This window comes from Exiguobacterium sp. SH3S3 (genome assembly GCF_004337115.1).
Classification (GTDB): domain Bacteria; phylum Bacillota; class Bacilli; order Exiguobacteriales; family Exiguobacteriaceae; genus Exiguobacterium; species Exiguobacterium aurantiacum_A.
On record NZ_SJUU01000005.1, the window covers coordinates 183,615 to 202,019 of the forward strand.

Here is an 18,405-nt window from a genome sequence, read left to right on the forward strand (position 1 = left end):
AAGGTCGTGAAAACAATGGATCGTACCCTGGAACGTTTGGATGAACGACTGTCGGTCACCTTGCTTAGTGTGGAAGAGAGTCAAATCCATGTTGAAGCTCGACTGTCAAGCAGCGGTGCATCATGTCCGCGATGTGACTGCCATTCTTCAAGACGTCATAGCATGTACACACGGACCTGGATGGACATCCCGGAGGGAGCGATACCAGTCTCTGTTCGCCTCGCATTGCCGAAATGGTTCTGTGACGAGTATGATTGCGCCCAATCCGTGTTCGCCGAGCGTCTCGAGTGGCTCCCGTCCTACAACCGCCGTAGTTCTCGTCTGGACTCGCAGATACGAGCGCTCGCTTTTTCTATGAGCGCCCTACAGACCGAGCGGGTCTGTTCACAGTTCGGCATCCGGATCAGCCACGATGCCGTGCTCCGTCTGGTCTACAAGACAAGCGTCAATGAGGCGACGAGCCCCTTTCGTCGGGATCGATGACTTTTCACTAAAGAAAGGACATACGTATGGGACGATCATCTGCGACCTGAGAACAGGTCGTCCAATCGACCTACTGCCGTCGCGAGATACGGGGGCCGTGTTGGAATGGCTCGACAATCAGCCACGGATCATTTTGGTGTCTCGAGACCGCTTCTTGCCTTATGCAGAGGCAGTCCGTCTGACATCCCATCCGGTCATCGACGTCCTCGATCGTTTTCATCTGGTCCAGAACCTCTGGAAATTGTATGAAACGGCGATCACGTCCATCCTGCCGAACAAGATTTTCCTGGATGAGGAAGAACGGATAGACGCGAACCCGCATCAGGATGAAGCAGAACGGAAAAGATGGGACCATCCGACCTGGCATCGCGCGCTTGAAATCAAAAGGGCAAGGGCAGAAGGAGAATCAATTGCCTCGATTGCTCGCCGCCTTTCGATCAGCCGGAACACGGTATACAACGACATCAATCGTGAAGCGCCGATCATATGGGGCAAGAGGAGCAAATCACACGAGGTCCAACAGTGGAAGGGACGCATCCTCGAACTGGAGGAAAAACACCTCACGGTGCAGCAAATCCTTGAGACAGTGAGGGGTGAAGGATACACAGCCGCCTCCCGGGCCGTCCGGCTGGCCGTGGAAGCAGTACGACGCGACCGCCGAAACATATCCTGTTATCCCGAGCCTCCGTTCATTCCCCGGAAACGCGCACTCGGATACCTGTGGAAATGGCATATGGGAGACGCTCCCGAGCGCAGAGAGGTCGTCGACAAGCTCTTGATCCGCTTCCCGGAACTTCGGCCTGTTTTCTGTTTCGTCCACAGCTTTCGCGAGTCGATCCGGCACATGGACGGATCGGGTATGCTCGTCCTGTTGACGTCAGAGTTCGAACGCAGGAATCGTTTCACTATCAGGTTCGTCCGGCGACTGCTCAAAGAATCAGCAGGAATCAAGAACGCTTGTGAAAATCCTGAGAGCAACGGTCTCGTCGAGGGTCACGTCAACCGGCTCAAATTGATCAAACGCATCATGTATGGGCGGGCCAGTTTCAGATTGTTGCGGATCAAGGTGTTGTATGAGCCCTCCTAAAATATATATTAATATATTAGTAGATTCTGTCGATAGGCTAGTCCGACATTCTTCCCCAACAATGCGTAAGAGCCAAATCAACTTGACGTCTACAACGTGTCCGCGAGCAGGTCGGTGACGAAATCGAACGATACGAGATCGTGGATGAGCCGTAGCTCGTCATCGGCAGGGATCAACAGATCGTAAAGCGCCGCATACGGGCTCGGCGGCATGTTCGGCAGGTCTGGCATCATCGGGATCGCCTCCAGGATGTGTAGTTATAGCCAGTTTAGTCCGAAACGGCAAGGACGTACAGCGTCGCCCCGAGGACACGCCGACTCCCGGGGGAACAGCGGGCAAGGCGAGACCCAGCAGCGACATCGTCGCGATGCGGCTCGCTGACCGCCCCCAGGAAAGCGGCGTGCCGGACAGGGCGGCTCGAAGGGCAATGAAAGCAGATGAAGTTTTTCAGTGCCCTCCTGAATGAATTAATGTATTTTTAAAAATATGTTACATTTAATGCAATAAAATGCTTATACTTAATGAAATTCTTTTTATATAGGTCTATAAATCTTTTTTACGGTTTGTGATTACTTATTAATCCCACCAAATGATGATATATTTTTTTTGCTATTTCACAGATTTCTGTACTATATATCAAAATTAATAAAAATCCTAGAACCACACTTAATATATCAGTCCACATGTAGTCAAACCCATAAAAAACAGCCAATAAACACAATAATATCAATGATATTGATATTTTCTTAGTAGCGTGATCCATCAATAAATATTTTTGAACGTCGTTTAATCTGTATAGATAGATTATAAAATAACTTGCAATTGTGGCAACCAGTGCTCCATACACTCCTGCACTAGGAATCAAAATAAAGTTTAGAATAATATTTACGATAGCTCCAATTAGAGTTGAAATAAATACCTTAGTTGTTTTTTTTACTCCTGTATAAATACTGCCGTAAAAAGCTTGTAAATTACCAATAGTGAAAGCCACCATAAGTAAAGGTATAAACTTCCAAGAATCATAAAAATCATTTTTGAAAATTAATGACGCAATTGGCCTTGTAGACAGTATAATAATTGAACTAGAGATAAACGTTACAGCAACATAATATTTGTATATTGAACTGAAGTAAGACCCTCCCTTATCCTCTTCAAGCTCTTTGATTGCAATCAATTGCCACGCCTGCATGAATACAGAAACTATTAAATTAAATATCGAAGGAATCTTGTAAGCCATTGAATAAAGTCCTACAACTAATACTCCACTGAAGAAAGATAGTATATATTTGTCTGAAGTTTGTATAATCCACCATGATAGTGTGTTTGGTAACAGAGGTAAGCTATAGAAAATCATGTCTTTAAATAATATTTTGTTGATTCTTGCCGTAAATAAATATTTTATTATCTCACAATAAATAAATAAGAATAATATTGAGATTAAATTAGATATTATTATTGCGTATAAATATCCGTTAATACCTAAGTTCATAAAATATAAGAACACGATGCTACTAATCGTTAAAGTTAATGCTGAAACTATACCATCAATTGAGTATATTAATATTTTTTCTATCCCTCTACAAAATTGAGATAAAATGTTTTTAGTAGCTATTACTATATAAAGAAAAGAAAAAAGGTAGGCGTAGTTTTCAAATATCTCTACCTTATTTAAAACTGAAGCTGCAATTAAAGTAAGAAGACCACTAATAAACACTATAAGTAAGCCTAATAGCAACGCTTCGCTTCTAGCATTCTTATTGGTGATAATAAATCTCATAACAGACTCAGAGATGCCTAATGATAATATTGGCCATATTAAGTAAACGCCAGTTTGAATTAAATCAACTGTCCCAAATTCTTCAGCTGTCATTGTTAATGTATACAAAGGTACTAATAAAAATAGTATGAATTTGGATCCGAAATTTCCTATAGCGAACAAGATAGTATTGAAAAATAGTTCTTTGTTTCTATTCATGATTCCCTCGTTAGTATCAGTTATTAAGTATATTGTGCATATTCAACTCTAAAGCGTTTTTTATTAAAAGTGTCTAAGAAAACATTTTTATATTTGCTTGGTTCAATCATAAATGACACGGCTAACTAATAGTTTTTATGACTTCAATATTTTCTCTAATTCTTTATAAACTCTTTCGCTATTTTTTCCATCTCTGTATAAATTTACTAAATCATTAACTCTTGCTCTATCATTTATAAAAAAATCCTCTTGTAATACCAAGCTATCAATAAATTTTATTAAGTCTTGAGCATTTTGCAACTTAACACCTGGCATTAATTCTTTTGGATTATTTACCGTAAATCCTCTGTTATCGTTGTATTCAGTAATATCTTGAATAGTAAAGGCAATAGGACGATCTAACAGAAGATAATCAAAATAAACAGAGGAATAGTCTGTAATAAGGGCATGTGAGTAACCAAGCAAATTATATAATTCATAACCTTTTTCTTTTAAAAGTTCATCCTTAAGAATAATTATATTACTATATTGACCATCAATTAATTTTATATCATTTTGCAAAGGGTGAAGTTTCAAAACGATTACTACATTTTTCATTGTTAAATATTCATTTATTTCAGGAAGGTTTTCCTTATCAATGATAGGTATCTCAAGCATTGAATCTTCGATTCCATGTAAAATTTTTGATTGTCTGTAGGTTGGCATCCACATAATTACTTTATCAAACGATGTATTAAAAAGATTATTAATCTCTTGAGGTTCCAAAGGTTCAAATAATAAATCATTTCTTGGATTCCCTAAAATTTTAATTTGACTGTCGTAACAGCCAAAAGCTTCAACATATATGTTTTTAAAAAAGTCACTAGCACATATAACATGAGTAAAATACCTTGCTCTTTGCTTTCCATATTCCTTGAAAGTACTGTCGTTTCCAATCGTTTTGAGCGGTGACCCATGCCATAATTGAATTATCATTTGATTTAAACCGGGCTTAAATTTAAATCTCAAATCAAAACTCTGAATAATAATTTTTGAAGTCAATAAATAGTAGAATAGCTTAAAGACATTGCTAATATATTTCACGTTTTTTAATTTCTCGTTCTCGAGAATTTTTTTGTTTGTGTAACATATTATTTGATTTTTTTCTCTCTCACTTATATATTTCAACATATATTTAGAATTATCTCTTAATTCATAATTGTAAAAAAGAATTCTATTCTCTTTTTTCATTTTGGTGTTTAAATTCGACATAATTTCTTGAAGTAGATTAATAATTCTTTCATAGATTGCATAAGTAAGTTTCGACATTTATCTTCTCCTTTACAAATCAAGAATTATCAAGTATTTTTGTTTTTTTTAGACAATCCATCTAACGATATAACTAAGATCATCAAATAAACCACTAAAAATTTATCTCTGTGTCTTATAGCTGTTCCTGCGTTAGAGACACCCCAAGAATAAATAAATGCGCTGGTTAGAGAAAAAATAAGGATTGCGATTAGAAGATTTTTATTCCTGTATTTTTTAATATTTAAAGCTTTGAACCCATAAAAAAGAGCTAGGAAATAGAATAAACTACTGGTTAAAAAGGCAATAACGTCACCTAATCCACGCCAATCCCACGGGAGTGGTGACATTAAAAAATATAAGGCTCTTATAGGACTATTTACAAGCAATCCTAGCACTGAGTTACTTTCGATTAGGTTTGCGGAGTAAGCTGCATTACCATATGCTGCATTCTCCGACTTATCTACAAAATCTTCAACAGACTCTATACCATTTGCGTAGCCTAAAAATATGTTCCCAAAGAAGCTATATATTACTATGAAGAACACGATAGCTAATCCACCTAAAGTAAAAGTAGATATGTTTATCTTAAAGTTTCTGTCTTTATTATTGGCAAACGCAATAATAAGAAACAGCGCTAACGCGTATGCTATTGTACCTGAATGCAAATAAGTAGCGCATAAAATTGAAATTAACGAATTTAGTACATATATATTTTTTCCGCTTTGCCACCATATCAAAAAATTCCTTATAGATAGCGCTAATAAAAATATCACAATACTTTCTCTTAATAAAATTGATGAAGATATTAAATAATTTGGTATAAAACATAAAATTAGAATTCCAAAGACTTTATACTTATCTTTAATTTCTAACTTACTAAATATTTCTTGAACTATATATATAGTAAGTATGGATAGAATCACATTTAAATATTGTCCCCATAAAGCATTAGGATAATAAATTTTATATATAATACCAAGGACTGCTGCATACCCATTAACTCCATTGAGATCATTATTGACATATTCTTTAGCCCATCTATCAAATGCTAGAGTATCCATTCCACTACCAGGCAAACTGACTATTGAACTAAAATAAACATCCCAATACATTAGTAATAATCTTATTACGAATGTTAAAATTATAAAGTATTTCAAATTATTAATTATTTTCGAATTGTTGTTTTCAGTTAAAATTAAAAAAATTATAATTATAGAAAATAAAAGTATAAATATATTAACAACAAAGTTACTTTCTAAATTCACAAGATTAAATCCTTTTAATAGATTAATTAGCAAAGTTCCACTAATTATCAAATATAATACTTTTATTTGCATAAGTTCCCCTTCATATTATGAGTATAATTTACTATTAAACCCTTGGTAAATTAAGCAACGAATCATGTTTTAATTAATTTATCGTAAATATTTAATATTTGCTGTTTATATTGTTTCACATCATTTATATTGCTAAATTCTTTTTCAATATTTAACTTCATTTGTTTATTCAATGAACAATCATTAATTATATTTTCTACGGATGTAGCCAAAGTTGAATTTGAATTGCTTAATATACCAGTTTTTTCATGAAAAACCAAACTTTTCATCCCATCAACTGGAGTGCTCACTATAGGAACACCTAAGGCCATAGCCTCTAATGCGGCAATTGGTGTACCTTCAAACTCTGAACACATTAACATACACTTTGAATCCTGTAAGACTTTATAAGGGAACGATAGTTTCCCCGTAAATGTAACTCTATCAATCACATTATTTTTATCAAAAATTTTTTTCATGCTGGATTTCAGTTCTCCATCGCCGATAATACCGAATGTTGTATGAGGATTTCTCTTTAATACTATAGAAGCTACTTCAGCGACCCGTTCAGGATCTTTAGGATAGGATAATCTACCCAAAAAAATAAAATCAAATTTAAAATTTGTATTATCTTTTTTTGAAAGTTTTTCTAAACGATCAGGAAAAACGACATTGCTTAGTATTATTGTTTTATCAGCTATATTTTCTTTAAAATAATAATCTTCAATAACACTTTTTGAAACAGCAATTATTTTTTTTACTTTTCTGGACGCCCAAAGAAACATAACAGATTTCATCCCGATTCTTCTCATATCCTTAGGGTTTCCATGCAGATGAGCGATAATAGGAATATTTCCATAGAGAAGAGAGGCGATAATGGTTGTCTTCACGTCATGTGTATGAATTAAATCAGGTTTGATTACTTTAACAGCTTCTTTAACCTCAAAGTAACTTAATTTTTTGAGAGGGAAATAGCTTAAACCTCGGTACTCCAAGTCTTTTTTTATGTCGCCATCCGGGCTACAATAAATCAACTGATATTGTCTTTCTTCTTGCGTCATTAGAAGAATATCAGCTACCATATTCTCGGCTCCAGACATTTTGTTGCTCGCTAATAAATGTAATATTTTCATTTTATATTCCTTTATTTTTGATTTTTATATAAATTAATAATTTCTTCTTTTATTACTTCATTAGAAAAACGTTCTATTTTCTGTTTACTCTCGGACGAAAATAAGTCGTTCATGCCGTCTTCATTTTTATATATTTTATCGATGGAATTCATAAATCCGCCTATATCTTTAGGGGGGACCAAATAACCATTAGTATTGTGTGATATTAAATCGCTATTCCCTCTAATATCTGAACATACAACCGGTACACCATGTGCCATGGCTTCCATTATTGCAACAGGAAGACCTTCTCGGAAGGAAGGAAAAGCAAAAGCATTTGATGTTTGCAGAATTTCATGCACATCATTTCTATGCCCTAATATTTTTACATTTTCTGTAATGTTTAAACTTTTAATTAACTTTTTGAGCGAAGGTTCTAATCCTCCTTTCCCGCATATGACATAGTAAATCTTCGGGTTATTGAGTCTTGAAATCGCTCTTATGATGACTTTATGATTTTTGTTTCTGTTTAATTCTCCAATCGATAATACTAAAAATGCATCATCAGGCACACCTAATTCCTTTCTTTTTTGTGAAGTATCCGTTTCGTTTTTTTTAATTTCTTCAATATTTATACCTACACCTGGAATATATGCTACATTCCCCGCCTTTAGTTTTTCAGTTGCCAATCTGAAATCTTCTTGATTAATTGTCACTATAGTATCCGTGTATTTAGACAATATTTTTTCTATCGGATAATATAAAAACCAACTTAAAAGAGATGAGTTTTCATGAAAATGAAAACCATGCGCCGTATATATGACTTTAGTCATCTTATTTTTTCTCAAAGAGTATCTAACAAAAGCAGAAGCGACGGGAGTGTGAGTATGTACTAAATCGTAGCCACCTTTGTCAATAATTTTTCTCAATTCTCTATAAGCAAAGAAATTTTTAATATTCAGGGGGCTTCGATTAAATTTACTTACAAATATATTCTCTACAACCTCCTTTAGCTCATTTTTTATTTCTTGATCTATATTAAATGTAATGTCAATTGAATGACCATTTTCTTTTAGCCATCTTACATGAGGAATCAAAAATGCATTTGCTGTATTTGACACTGTAGTCACGTAAAGTATTTTCAAATCAGTCACTCTTTCTCGAATGTATTATTTTAGCGGGGATTCCGACATAAGTTCCACTTTGACTTATATCAGCTACTACTACGGCCCCCGCTCCAATAGTACAGTTATCAACAATAGTAATATCGTTTACAATCGAACTGCCGATTCCAACCCAACACTTTTCTCCTATACTTACATTACCGGCAATATGAGAGCCTGGAGAAATATGAGCATATTTATTTATTTCACAGTCATGATTTATAGTTGATGCCGTATTAATAATGCAACTTTCCTTAATTATTGTAGATGAATTGATTATACATCCTGGCATTATAACCGTACCTTGCTCAATTTTCACATCTAACCCTATAACAACGGAAGGATGTATTAAAGTAGTAAATTTAGCTCCTGATTCTTTCAAGAAAAGAGTTAGTCTTTCTCGAACATCAGCATCACCAATACCAATTACGAATTCATAGTCATCAACATAAGACCTTACATTTTTAGTTACATCTATGACCTTAAAATCTGAAAATGAACTACCAATTTTCTTTTTGTCATCATCAATGAATGCTATTTCATCCCATTCATTACAGTCATGGGCAATATTAGCCACTACCTTCCCATGACCACTTGCCCCTATAATTAATAACTTTTTCAAAAGTTATTCTCTCCCTTTAAACGGTTCCACCGTTACGTGGTTTGTTGCACTAATTCCTTCTCTCACAATCACTTTCTTCAATGTCAGTAGAATCAACTTTATATCACCCATGAAAGTAACATTTTGAACATATTCTATGTCTAATTTAAATTTCTCTTCCCATGTCAATAAATTGCGACCACTCACTTGCGCGAGCCCGGAAAGCCCCGGTCGAACATTGTGACGTTTTGCTTGCTCCTTTGAATAAAGCGGCAAATACTCAACCAACAATGGGCGGGGACCAATCAACGACATGTCACCTTTGATAATATTAATTAATCCAGGTAACTCATCCAATGACGTTGAACGTAAAAAACGACCAAATGACGTTAATCTAATTGCGTCAGGTAGCAATTCACCACTCATGTCTGTTTCATCTGTCATTGTTCTGAATTTATACATCCTAAAAATTTTTCCATGTAAACCTGGACGGGTCTGTGAAAACAGAACTGGACTACCTAGTTTAGTCCGAACCAAGAGTGCAACCACTATAAAAACCGGACTAAGAATTAGCAATGCAATTAAGGAAATTGTAAAGTCTGAAGGTCGTTTTAAACTCTTTTTGTAAAATCCTTTACTAATCATCATTTGAACCATAATCCTTTTATAATTTCAACGACACGCTGCAAATCTTCACTCGTCATTTTTGTATCAGATGGTAAACAAATACCTTTCTCAAACAACGTTTTTGAAACATCTGCACCGATGTAATCGTAATTTTCAAAGTAAGGTTGCATATGCATCGGCTTCCAGACAGGACGTGACTCGATATTCGCTTTCTCTAATGCGTCCATGACATCGATTGAAGTAATATCGCCCTCAATCGTCGCGCAAGATAACCAATAGTTGGGTTGATCCCAATCATTCACCGGCATGAACGTAATCTCTTCAATCTCAGCGAGCGACGTTTTATAAAACTCGAAAATCTCTTTTTTTCGTTGGACGCGTTGCTCAAGAACTTTCAATTGTCCTCTTCCAATCCCGGCGACAACATTACTCATCCGGTAATTAAAACCGAGTTCACTATGTTGGTAGTGACGTGCTTGATCTCGTGACTGGGTCGCCCAAAAACGAGATTTTTCAACAGCGACTTCATCGTTCGAGACGAGCATACCTCCGCCAGAAGTCGTAATGATCTTGTTTCCGTTAAATGAATAAATCCCAAACTGTCCAATCGTACCTGTTGGTCGTCCTTTATAGAAACTACCAAGACTCTCCGCGGCATCTTCAATCACTGTAACGCCATATCGAGAGCAAATTTCCATGATCTGATCCATATCAGCGGCGAGACCATACAAATGAACGACTAATACTGCTTTCACGTTAGGATATTTTTCAAATGCGTCTTCAAGAGCAAGAGGATCCATGTTCCATGTCTTATAATCGCTATCAATAAATACAGGTGTCGCACCTTGATAAATAATTGGATTAGCGGTAGCAGAGAACGTCAATGTTGAACAAAAGACGATATCACCCGTACTAACACCAGCTGCTTTAAGCGCTAAATGAATCGCAGCCGTACCAGAGCTTAGGGCCGCAGCAGCATTCACGTTTACCTTCTCAGCTAACTCACGTTCGAATCCATCGACGTTTGATCCAAGTGGCGCAATCCAATTCGTATCGAACGCTTCTTTCACATATGCTTGTTCATACCCTTCATCACTCATATGAGGCGACGCTAACAAGATGCGTTTGTCCGTACTTACTTGAGTTTTTACGTTCATTTAACAGAATCCCCTCGTCACTATATTGTTTGTTTCATATTATCCGTAACTGTTAACTGTTCATTTGCCCAGTTCACAAGATATAGACTGAGCGCCTCACTCGTTCTCAATTGCTTCATCTGAGTTAACTTCTCATCCAAATCTGTCTCTTCACTCACGATTCCAGTAAAGATTTTCGGGTACACAGCCTCTGGATGGACTTCGCCTTCTTTGAGCAACTCTTCAAACATCTTCTCACCAGGACGAATCCCACTAAAGGCAATCGAGATTTGCTCTTCGGTGAATCCACTGAGTTTGATCATATTGCGGGCAAGATCGACAATCTTCACCGGTTCACCCATATCAAGGACGAACACTTCACCACCATCGGCCAGCGTTCCCGCTTGAATGACGAGACGGCTCGCTTCAGGAATCGTCATGAAATAACGGGTCATATCCGGATGTGTCACCGTAACGGGACCACCCTTCTCAATTTGCGATTTGAACAACGGTATAACCGACCCACGGCTTCCTAACACGTTACCAAAGCGAACGACGGCGTATTTTGTCCGACTCGTCTTCGCCAAGTTTTGAATGATCATCTCGGCGACTCGTTTCGTCGATCCCATGACGTTCGTCGGGTTGACCGCTTTGTCTGTTGAAATCATGACAAAACGGCCCGCCCCATATTCATCCGCCATCTCAGCGACGTTTTTCGTGCCATAAATATTATTTTTCACTGCTTCGTGCGGGTTCGCTTCCATTAACGGGACGTGTTTGTGCGCTGCCGCATGGAAGACGAGGTGTGGTGAATGCGTCACGAAGACATCGCGTAGCCGTTCGATGTCTTGCACGTCGGCGATGACAGGAATAAGTTCTACATCTAAGTTCAATTCTCGCAACTCACGCTCAATTAAATAGATACTGTTTTCACCATGACCGAGCAGTAATAAGCGCTCTGGTTTAAATTTTAAGATTTGACGACAGATTTCGGATCCAATCGATCCACCAGCACCTGTCACCAAAACAGTTTTCCCTTCGACCTCAGATTGAATACCCGAGATATCAAGTTCAACCGGTTCGCGGCCGAGTAAATCTTCAATCGATACTTGACGCATCTGATTGACAGATACTTTACCAGAAGCCACTTCTTCAATCATAGGTAGCGTATGGACGTTTGTGCAAACAGCTTTTGCACGCTTAATAACAGCCAAACGATCTTGATAATTCATTGAAGGGATGGCGAAAACAATTTTATCGACTGCTTCGTTCTCAACGACCATCTCAAGTTGTTCAAGCGTCCCGACAACTTTTACCCCATTGACGGTGAGCGTCTGCAAGTGACGATTATCATCAATGAATCCGATGGGAGCCATCCGGTGGTTATCCGATTGATTGATTTGGCGGACTAACATTCGCCCGGCTTGACCGGCACCAATAATCAATGTTCGCTTTTCGTTTTTTCGATGCTTCATCTTCTTTTTGAATGGGTTATGGGCTTGATTCGACTTCCAAGTCACAATCACTCGTGATCCTAAGCGAATCCCCCCAAGCGCTAACAAAGATAGACAAAAACTGAGGAATAGCATCCGTTCCATCGCTCCATCGTACAGCGCGAGTTGAATGACATACAAAGAAATCGTACTCATCATTAATGTGATCGCTAGACGAATCGCTTCCGAGATACTTGCGAACCGCCAAGCGACATGATAAAGCCCGCTCACTCCCGCCATCACAATGAAAAGAAAGCTATAAATCAAAGCAGATTGAATAAAGTGATTTTGGTTCATCGCAAATAAAAACTCGACTGGATACAAAAAGAAGTAAGTAAACGTGATAGCTGAAATAATTGATACAATATCAAGTAATGCCAAAAACATAGTTCGGACAGACCTTCGTTTTACTTCTGTAAAAGACAACCAGCACCCTCCTCACTGGAATATTATTTATTAACTGTACAAGGCATATAAAAAAGGATGTATCTACCATCCTTTTAAAAAAATATAAATTAAGGGTACCACGTTCTATCCACCTAAAAAACCAAGGAAAGGAAATTAAAACATAAAATCGTTCGACAGATGTCGACAAAAATCATAATGACAACCTAGTTGTCAACCCTTTATTGTCAATAAAGGGAAATCATTTCTTCCACTTCCCTCTCCAATTTTTAATTGGAAGAATCGGGGGGTCGATGAAGACGAACTCGTCTTTCAAGACCGCTTCGGCGTTGACGACGTAATTGTCCCACTTGTCTTGGCCGAGTTCTTTTGTGACGGCGTCTTTGGCATCGTCCCAATAGAACGTGCGGCGCCCGGTACTATGGGCGTCCGAGGCGATCAAGTGGCTCAGTCCGTTACGAAGGAACGTGAAAGCGAGGTCTTGAACGTTCTGTCCGAACTCGCCTGTCAGGCTGCCCGTTGTGATTTGCGACAGCGCGCCCGACGACACGAAGTCCATCAAACGTTTCGGGTTCGTCGCGAACTCTTTGTTGCGCTCTGGGTGGGCGATGACCGGTGTGTACCCTTCCGTCTGCAGTCCAAAGAACAGTTGCTCGGCGTAGGCCGGGACAGAGTCGCTCGGGAACTCAACGAGGACGTAACGCGATCCGGCGAGCGAAAGCGCCTTACCTTGCTCGAGTGCCTCGACTAGCTCGCCGAATACACGAATCTCTTGGCCGGCGTATAAGTCGAGCGCGATGCCTTCCTGGCGCAACACGTCTTGAAGCTTGGCGACGGCGTTTTGGACGTTCAACTCGTCCGTCTCGAACTGGGGGTGAAACGCGTGGGGGGTGACCACGATTGCGGTCACCCCTTCGCTTGCCGCGCGTTTCGCCATTTCTACCGCTTGTTCGACCGTCTCCGGTCCGTCATCGACGGCCGGGAGCAAGTGACAATGGATATCGATCATGGCGTTGTCTCCTTTTTACTCGTACGCGTAGTAGTAATAGTAATCGTCGCTGCCTTGCGGCTCACGCTTATTCAAAACGACACCAAGGATATGGGCCTCGGCGAGCGTCAACTGTTCTTTCGCTTTGACGACCATCTGACGGTCCGACTTGTCGCAACCGACGACGAGGACGACGCCGTCTACTTTCCGGGCGAGGACGCGTGTGTCGGCGACTTGCATCATCGGCGGGGCGTCTAAAATAATGATGTCGTAATTCGCCTTAAACTCTTCGAGCACGCGGTCCATCGTCTTCGACGACAACAGCTCAGACGGGTTCGGTGGGATCGGTCCCGCCGCCATCAAGTCCAAGTTCTCGACTTGTGTCGAGTGCGTCGCTTTCTCGATTGTCGTCTTTTTGGCGAGGACGGTCGACAGCCCGATCCCGTTCGACAGACGGAACGTGAAGTGGGCCGTCGGGCGACGCATGTCGCAGTCGACGAGTAAGACACGCTTGCCTTGCTGGGCGTAGACGACGGAGAGGTTCGATGCTGTCGTCGACTTGCCCTCGCCAGACGATGCCGATGTGATGACCATCGTCTGTAAGTCGTCATCGACGGCTGTGAACTCGAGGTTCGTCCGGATCGTCCGGTATTGCTCGGAGATCGGCGACTTCGGTTTATGGACCGTGATCAAGTCACGGCCGGTCTTATCGTATTTGATATGTTTATGCTTCTTTTTCCCGAAATTAAACATGGACTTCTTCACCCTTTACTTTCGCTTGGCGTTGTTGCTGCATCTCGACACGGTCAATGACCGGGATCGACCCTAATACCGGGAGTTCTAAAATCGTCTCGACGTCTTGCTCCGTCTTGATGCGACGGTCGAGCACGACTCTAAGGAAGGCAATGGCGACTCCGATCATCAAGCCGAGCACGGTCGCGATCGCCGTGTTGAGCAAGATGTTCGGGCTGACTGGGAACATCGGCACGGACGCATCCGACAACACTTTAACGTTGTCGACACCGCTCATCAACTGTTGGACTTCTTTTGAGAACACGGTGCTGATCTCATTAGCGATATCCGTTGCGAGCACCGGGTTCGTATGTTGGACCGTGATGTTGATGACTTGCGAGTTTTGTTCGCTGTTGACGGAAATCAAGTTACTGATGTTCTCCGGGGCACCGACGACGTTCTCTTGGACCGGCTCTAAGATGGCTGGGCTTTGGATGATGACGCGGTACGTGTTGACGAGCGCGACCGACGACTGGACTTGGCCGGTGTCGATCATGTTGTTTTGTGTCTCTTTCGGTGCGACGAGCACTTGTGTCGATGCCTCATACGTCGGTTGGATGACGTACGAACTGACAAGGAAGGCGATGAGTGCCGCGATGAGTGCTAAACTTGCGATGAGCCATTTGCTCCGCTTCAAGATGGAGAACAGTTCTCCAAGGGAAATCGTTTCTTCATTCATATTCGTGTTTTCTCTCCTCTATTCTGTAAAATCACGACTGGAAAATTTCCGCAAATAATATTTTTACTGACAATACCAAAACATTATAGCAAAAATTCTCTCCCGTGATGACCCATTTTTTAAAAATTGGGTTTTTTGGCATGCAAATCTGCTAAACTTTGAAAGGAATAACTTTACAAAAGGGGGAGACAATAGTGCACGTTAGTGAGCGCCTACTCCAGCTATATGCCGATGTCGATGCGTCGACACGTACAAAATTGCAAACTTTAATCAAACAAAATCTCGGGGACGGCAAATCGTTGACCGTTTCTTTTGAAGAACTGACCGGTGCGACGAAAGCCTCACTCCCGACCGACGAAAAATCAGCGGCCGACTTCACGGCCTGGATCAAAGACGGGAAGAAAGATGCCACGTTCCTTCCATATTATGTGTCTTTACTCGAGAAGCATGATCGGGTACTGAACAAAGAAGCGACGGTGCCGCAACCGATCGCGATTGACAAGACAGTCGTCAACGAGACAATCGCTGACACCGCATCGGAAAGAACGCCACAATCAGCAGCACCGGCTCCGAAGCCGCGTTACGTACCGGAGACTTCGGTCCCGTCACGCGCTGAACGGGCCAAGCGAATTGAACCGGCCCGCCCTCGGAAGAAGAAAGGCAAATGGCTCGGTGGCCTGTTGCTCGTCGCAGTCTTATTAGGCGGCGGTTATATCGGGTATCCATATGTAGCGGCGCTATTTGAACCGAGCGAGACAACGGAAGTCGAAGCCCCGGCGCCTGAACCGGAACCTGTCGTCGAAGCACCGGAGACGAACTACGTCTGGCTGGCGACGAAAAACGTCAACCTCGTCAGCGAACCGAACGGCACGACAGTCACCTATATAGGAGATATCGGCGATCGCTACGAGATTGTGAACGAACAAGACGATCATGTCGAAGTCGACCTCGACGGCACGACGGCTTGGGTCGCACTCGACGCCGTCACGACCGACTGGCCGTCACGCGATCTGACTGACAGTACGCTGCTCGACTGGGCCGAGACGAACCTAGACAACGCTTGGCTTGGTGAAGCGCTCCCTGATTTCTTCGCGATGAACGAGGCCGCGCTCACCGAGACGCTCGGCGCACCGTACGGTCGTGAGACAGACGCCTTGAACGCCTATGCGTTCTACAACGGTGGCTTCTTCGTCATCCAAGACGACCAAGTCCACGCCATCGACTGGACGAACACGCAACTCGCGCGCGAGGCGTTCGACCCGCTCGGTGAACCAGTCATCGAGACGAGCGACGCGCTCGTCTATGAGAGCGAGACGTACTCGCTCCGCTTATTTATCGGCACGAACGGACAGACCCGCGTGCGTTTGACAGAAAAATAATGGTTTTTTCGGAAGGAGTAATCCCCATGACTACAATTTTAGTTACAGGTGGTGCCGGCTACATCGGCACCCACACCGTCCTCCAACTACTTGAGACCGGACACGACGTCATCGTCCTCGACAATTTGTCGAACAGCCGCCGCGAGGCGCTCGACCGCGTCGAGGCGCTCACCGGTAAGACGGTCGAGTTTTATCTCGGCGACATCCTCGACCGGGAGTTATTGGAACAGATCTTCTTGAAACACACGATCGACGCCGTCATCCATTTCGCCGGACTGAAAGCTGTCGGCGAATCGGTGAACGAGCCGCTCCGCTATTACGAGAACAACGTCGTCGGGACGACCGTCCTGCTCGACGTGATGAACGCGTTCGACGTGAAACGGATCGTCTTTTCTTCTTCTGCGACCGTGTACGGCATGCCGGAACGGACACCGATCGACGAATCGTTCCCGCTCAGCGCGACGAACCCGTATGGCCGCACGAAACTGATGATCGAAGACATCATGCGCGACTTGGCCGTCGCCGACCCGGCGTGGAGCATCGCGCTCCTCCGCTACTTCAACCCGATCGGCGCCCATGAGTCAGGCCAGATCGGTGAGGACCCGTTCGACGTGCCGAACAACTTGATGCCGTACATCACGCAAGTCGCAGTCGGCCGCTTGAGCGAACTGAGCGTGTTCGGTGACGATTACGATACGCCGGACGGCACTGGTGTCCGCGACTACATCCACGTCGTCGACTTGGCGGAAGGCCACTTGAAGGCGCTCGATTACGTCATGAGTCACACAGGCGCCGAGGCGTTCAACCTCGGGACCGGAACGGGCTACAGCGTGCTCGACCTCGTCAAGGCTTTCGAGGCGGAGAGTGGAAAAACTGTCCCGTATAAAGTGACGCCGCGTCGCCCAGGCGACATCGGCAGCTGCTACGCCGACCCGACGAAGTCGAAAGACGTGCTCGGCTGGGAAGCGAAACACGACGTCCGCGCCATGTGCCGCGACGCCTGGAACTGGCAAGCGAACAACCCGAACGGTTACCGGGCATAAGAAAAACCCCTTACGCGAGAACGGAGGGCACTGAAAAACCTCCGCTCTATCCGAGCGTGAACAGAAAAAAGGGCGATTGGACCGACTCAAGTCGGGACAATCGCTCTTTTTCCTTGCCCTTATCCTGTTTTTTCTTTTGAGAGGGTGATGATCCGCTTCAGGTTTACCGCGATGATCGCCATCACGCTCTGTAACGTCATGCCTTTCAGGTCTGACGTTTTGTTTCGCGCCAGACCTTGCGGGTTCTTCAGTTGGCTGTTCTTCGGCTCAATCGCGAAGCGCTTCCGGTGATGGTCCTTGAACTCATCGGTCTGCTCGTATTCGAGCTGTTCGCTATGTTCCCTCGATTTCAATGACACACTGTACGTTTTCGAATTGGCGCCATCCTTGTAACAACCTTCACGCAATGGGCATCGTTTACACAGCTCAATATCAAAATAATGCGTCTCTTTTTGATTCTTACCGATGTTCTTCGTGCCTGTCCGGGCCTTACGGATGGCCATGTGCCCGGCGGGGCAGACGTAGCGTTCCGCATCTTTATTGTAAGTGAACCCCTCGCCGCGGTTCTCTGCAGGGGAATAGACACGGGGGTTCAATGGGGCGACGAGCTTACATCCTTGTGAGGCGGCATAGATCAGGTTGTCTCGGCCCGAATAGGCCGCATCGCCCACGATGTGGTCGAACTCGGCGCCGGCGGCGTGGCTCTTCTCGATGAGGCGAGTCAACTGCTTCCCGTCCGCCGCCTCGCCTGACGTGACGACGACGGCCGTGATGATGCCTTCTTCCGTCATCGCGAGGTGATGCTTGTAGCCGAAGAAGGAGGAGTCGGCGCTCTT

General features: G+C 42.7%; 19 protein-coding genes. 5 read left to right on the forward strand and 14 right to left on the reverse strand.

Translation table 11 applies throughout. From position 1 onward, the window contains the following. Positions 1-15 precede the first annotated feature (15 nt). Both EVJ28_RS06910 and EVJ28_RS06915 read left to right on the forward strand, forming a co-directional pair. Positions 16-483: a transposase family protein gene (locus EVJ28_RS06910; protein WP_131488446.1), complete on the forward strand. Its 468-nt coding sequence runs from the start codon at positions 16-18 to the stop codon at positions 481-483. After that, positions 449-1,570 carry a transposase gene (locus tag EVJ28_RS06915; RefSeq protein ID WP_161566960.1) on the forward strand — a complete coding sequence of 374 codons (1,122 nt, stop codon included), beginning with the start codon at positions 449-451 and terminating at the stop codon, positions 1,568-1,570. Before EVJ28_RS06910 ends, EVJ28_RS06915 begins: the two co-directional genes overlap by 35 nt. Positions 1,571-1,659: 89 nt before the next feature. Here EVJ28_RS06915 and EVJ28_RS14090 read toward each other — a convergent pair whose 3' ends face one another. Then, a complete protein-coding gene (locus tag EVJ28_RS14090) occupies positions 1,660-1,803 on the reverse strand; it encodes a hypothetical protein (RefSeq protein ID WP_161566961.1) in 144 nt (47 codons plus the stop codon). Between the two features lie 16 nt (positions 1,804-1,819). Here EVJ28_RS14090 and EVJ28_RS14340 point away from each other — a divergent pair, with 16 nt between their 5' ends. Further along, on the forward strand, positions 1,820-1,951 hold the full coding sequence (locus tag EVJ28_RS14340; protein ID WP_255417538.1) for a hypothetical protein: 132 nt from the start codon (positions 1,820-1,822) through the stop codon (positions 1,949-1,951). Between the two features lie 175 nt (positions 1,952-2,126). Here the strand turns inward: EVJ28_RS14340 and EVJ28_RS06920 are convergent, their stop codons facing one another. The 12 genes from EVJ28_RS06920 to EVJ28_RS06975 form a co-directional block, all read right to left on the reverse strand. Continuing rightward, positions 2,127-3,545 carry an oligosaccharide flippase family protein gene (locus EVJ28_RS06920; RefSeq protein ID WP_131488450.1) on the reverse strand — a complete coding sequence of 473 codons (1,419 nt, stop codon included), beginning with the start codon at positions 3,543-3,545 and terminating at the stop codon, positions 2,127-2,129. Between the two features lie 135 nt (positions 3,546-3,680). Then, positions 3,681-4,853, reverse strand: a complete 1,173-nt coding sequence (locus EVJ28_RS06925; RefSeq protein WP_131488452.1) for a CDP-glycerol glycerophosphotransferase family protein — start codon at positions 4,851-4,853, stop codon at positions 3,681-3,683. A gap of 29 nt (positions 4,854-4,882) precedes the next feature. Further along, the gene (locus tag EVJ28_RS06930; RefSeq protein ID WP_131488454.1) at positions 4,883-6,172 is read right to left on the reverse strand and encodes a hypothetical protein; all 1,290 of its coding nucleotides are present in this window, start codon (positions 6,170-6,172) and stop codon (positions 4,883-4,885) included. Between the two features lie 62 nt (positions 6,173-6,234). Further along, positions 6,235-7,233 carry a glycosyltransferase gene (locus EVJ28_RS06935; RefSeq protein ID WP_161566962.1) on the reverse strand — a complete coding sequence of 333 codons (999 nt, stop codon included), beginning with the start codon at positions 7,231-7,233 and terminating at the stop codon, positions 6,235-6,237. Positions 7,234-7,295: 62 nt separating this feature from the next. Next, on the reverse strand, positions 7,296-8,417 hold the full coding sequence (locus tag EVJ28_RS06940) for a glycosyltransferase family 4 protein (RefSeq protein ID WP_161566963.1): 1,122 nt from the start codon (positions 8,415-8,417) through the stop codon (positions 7,296-7,298). Continuing rightward, the gene (locus EVJ28_RS06945) at positions 8,410-9,048 is read right to left on the reverse strand and encodes an acetyltransferase (protein ID WP_131488460.1); all 639 of its coding nucleotides are present in this window, start codon (positions 9,046-9,048) and stop codon (positions 8,410-8,412) included. Before EVJ28_RS06945 ends, EVJ28_RS06940 begins: the two co-directional genes overlap by 8 nt. Positions 9,049-9,051: 3 nt before the next feature. After that, entirely contained in the window at positions 9,052-9,675 is a 624-nt protein-coding gene (locus tag EVJ28_RS06950) for a sugar transferase (RefSeq protein ID WP_131488462.1), read from the reverse strand. Next, positions 9,672-10,811 carry a DegT/DnrJ/EryC1/StrS family aminotransferase gene (locus EVJ28_RS06955; protein WP_131488464.1) on the reverse strand — a complete coding sequence of 380 codons (1,140 nt, stop codon included), beginning with the start codon at positions 10,809-10,811 and terminating at the stop codon, positions 9,672-9,674. The genes EVJ28_RS06950 and EVJ28_RS06955 overlap by 4 nt, the downstream gene beginning before the upstream one ends. A 20-nt stretch (positions 10,812-10,831) precedes the next feature. Further along, a complete protein-coding gene (locus tag EVJ28_RS06960; protein WP_131488486.1) occupies positions 10,832-12,670 on the reverse strand; it encodes a polysaccharide biosynthesis protein in 1,839 nt (612 codons plus the stop codon). A gap of 259 nt (positions 12,671-12,929) precedes the next feature. Next, the gene (locus EVJ28_RS06965; protein ID WP_131488466.1) at positions 12,930-13,697 is read right to left on the reverse strand and encodes a tyrosine-protein phosphatase; all 768 of its coding nucleotides are present in this window, start codon (positions 13,695-13,697) and stop codon (positions 12,930-12,932) included. A gap of 15 nt (positions 13,698-13,712) precedes the next feature. Next, positions 13,713-14,429 (reverse strand): CpsD/CapB family tyrosine-protein kinase, encoded by a 717-nt coding sequence (locus tag EVJ28_RS06970; RefSeq protein WP_131488468.1) that lies wholly within the window; start codon positions 14,427-14,429, stop codon positions 13,713-13,715. Then, complete coding sequence (locus EVJ28_RS06975; protein ID WP_131488470.1) at positions 14,422-15,147, reverse strand: YveK family protein; 726 nt, start codon at positions 15,145-15,147, stop codon at positions 14,422-14,424. Before EVJ28_RS06975 ends, EVJ28_RS06970 begins: the two co-directional genes overlap by 8 nt. Before the next feature lie 194 nt (positions 15,148-15,341). Here EVJ28_RS06975 and EVJ28_RS06980 point away from each other — a divergent pair, with 194 nt between their 5' ends. Continuing rightward, positions 15,342-16,526 carry a hypothetical protein gene (locus tag EVJ28_RS06980; protein WP_131488472.1) on the forward strand — a complete coding sequence of 395 codons (1,185 nt, stop codon included), beginning with the start codon at positions 15,342-15,344 and terminating at the stop codon, positions 16,524-16,526. Between the two features lie 26 nt (positions 16,527-16,552). Continuing rightward, positions 16,553-17,569, forward strand: coding sequence for a UDP-glucose 4-epimerase GalE (gene galE / locus EVJ28_RS06985; protein ID WP_131488474.1), 1,017 nt, complete (start codon positions 16,553-16,555; stop codon positions 17,567-17,569). Positions 17,570-17,688: 119 nt separating this feature from the next. On the opposite strand, the gene EVJ28_RS06990 is transcribed toward galE, so the two are convergent. After that, the coding region (locus EVJ28_RS06990) for a transposase (protein ID WP_145962648.1) at positions 17,689-18,405 on the reverse strand (717 nt) is incomplete at its 5' end.